Annotated in this window: 1 protein-coding gene; it reads left to right on the forward strand. The window is 58.0% G+C overall.

Annotated features, from left to right (window positions below; translation table 11 throughout):
- Positions 1-528 (forward strand): transporter substrate-binding protein (locus BO1_RS49130; protein ID WP_028223809.1); only part of this gene is annotated, 528 nt, incomplete at both ends.

Below are 528 nucleotides of genomic sequence, written 5' to 3' on the forward strand. Positions count from 1 at the left end.
CCGATCAGGTCAAGGTGATCTTCGGCTGCTACATGTCGAGCACGCGCAAGGCGGTGATCCCCGTCGTCGAGCGCTGGAACCGCATTCTGTTCTACTCGACGCTGTACGAGGGGTTCGAGTATTCGAACAACTTGATCTACACCGGCGCGGCACCAAACCAGAATGCCGTGCAGGTCGCCGAGTTCATGACATCGACGTTTGGTCCGCGCGTGTACATGATCGGCTCCGATTACATCTATCCATACGAATCCAACCGCATCATGTCGGAGCTCGTAATGCAGCGGCAAGGCGGTGCGGTACTCGCCGATCGCTATGTTCCGCTGAACGCGACCGGGGCCGAATTCATGGAGATCGTCTCGGACATCAAGAAAAAAGCACCCGATTTCATCTTTTCGACGGTGGTCGGCAACGCCACCCAGGATTTCTATCGCGCCTATGCCGAGGCGGGCCTCGATCCGAAGAAAATGCCGATCGCGAGCCTCACGACATCGGAAGTCGAGGTCTCCCAGATGGGCGCCGATATCGCGG

It is taken from the genome of Paraburkholderia oxyphila NBRC 105797 (assembly GCF_000685075.1).
Lineage (GTDB): Bacteria > Pseudomonadota > Gammaproteobacteria > Burkholderiales > Burkholderiaceae > Paraburkholderia > Paraburkholderia oxyphila.